The sequence below is a fragment of the Megasphaera sp. AM44-1BH genome (genome assembly GCF_003467125.1).
GTDB lineage: Bacteria > Bacillota > Negativicutes > Veillonellales > Megasphaeraceae > Megasphaera.
In genome coordinates, this window is sequence record NZ_QSFA01000059.1 from 1 (window position 1) to 502 (window position 502).

At 53.4% G+C, this 502-nt stretch carries 1 protein-coding gene; it reads left to right on the top strand.

Annotation, left to right across the window (positions count from 1 at the left end; all coding sequences use genetic code 11):
• A partial coding sequence (locus DW949_RS13565) for an N-acetylmuramoyl-L-alanine amidase (protein ID WP_147349070.1) occupies positions 1 to 473 on the top strand: 473 nt, incomplete at its 5' end.
• Between the last annotated feature and the right edge of the window lie 29 nt (positions 474 to 502).

Below are 502 nucleotides of genomic sequence, written 5' to 3' on the forward strand. Positions count from 1 at the left end.
GTGATGTAGCATTGGCCGTTGGTAAATCCGCTGCAAGCTATCTAAATGCTGCAGGCGTAGAAACAGAACTGCTTCAATCTGACAGCCTGTATGAAATTTGTGAAACCGCCAATAGCAGTGATGCCGACATCTTCGTGTCCATCCACTGCAATGCCGCTGAAGCCGAAGAAGCCAACGGCACAGAAACCTGGGCCTGCACCGGCAGTTATCGTGGCAGCATGCTGGCCAACTGTATCCAGAGCCAGCTGGTCGATGCTCTCGGTACCACTGACCGGGGCGTGAAAATCGCAACGCCCGGCGTTAACGGCCTGTATGTTCTCACGAACACGGACATGCCAGCTGTCCTGGTCGAGTTGGCCTTCATCACTAATCCCAGCGATGAAGAAATCCTGGCCTCTGCCCAGGATGCCCTGGCCAGAGCAGTAGCCCGGGGTGTCACTGATTATGAACAACTGATCTTGGGAGGTAAATGACTATGAACCGTGAAGAAATCAAGAAAGCC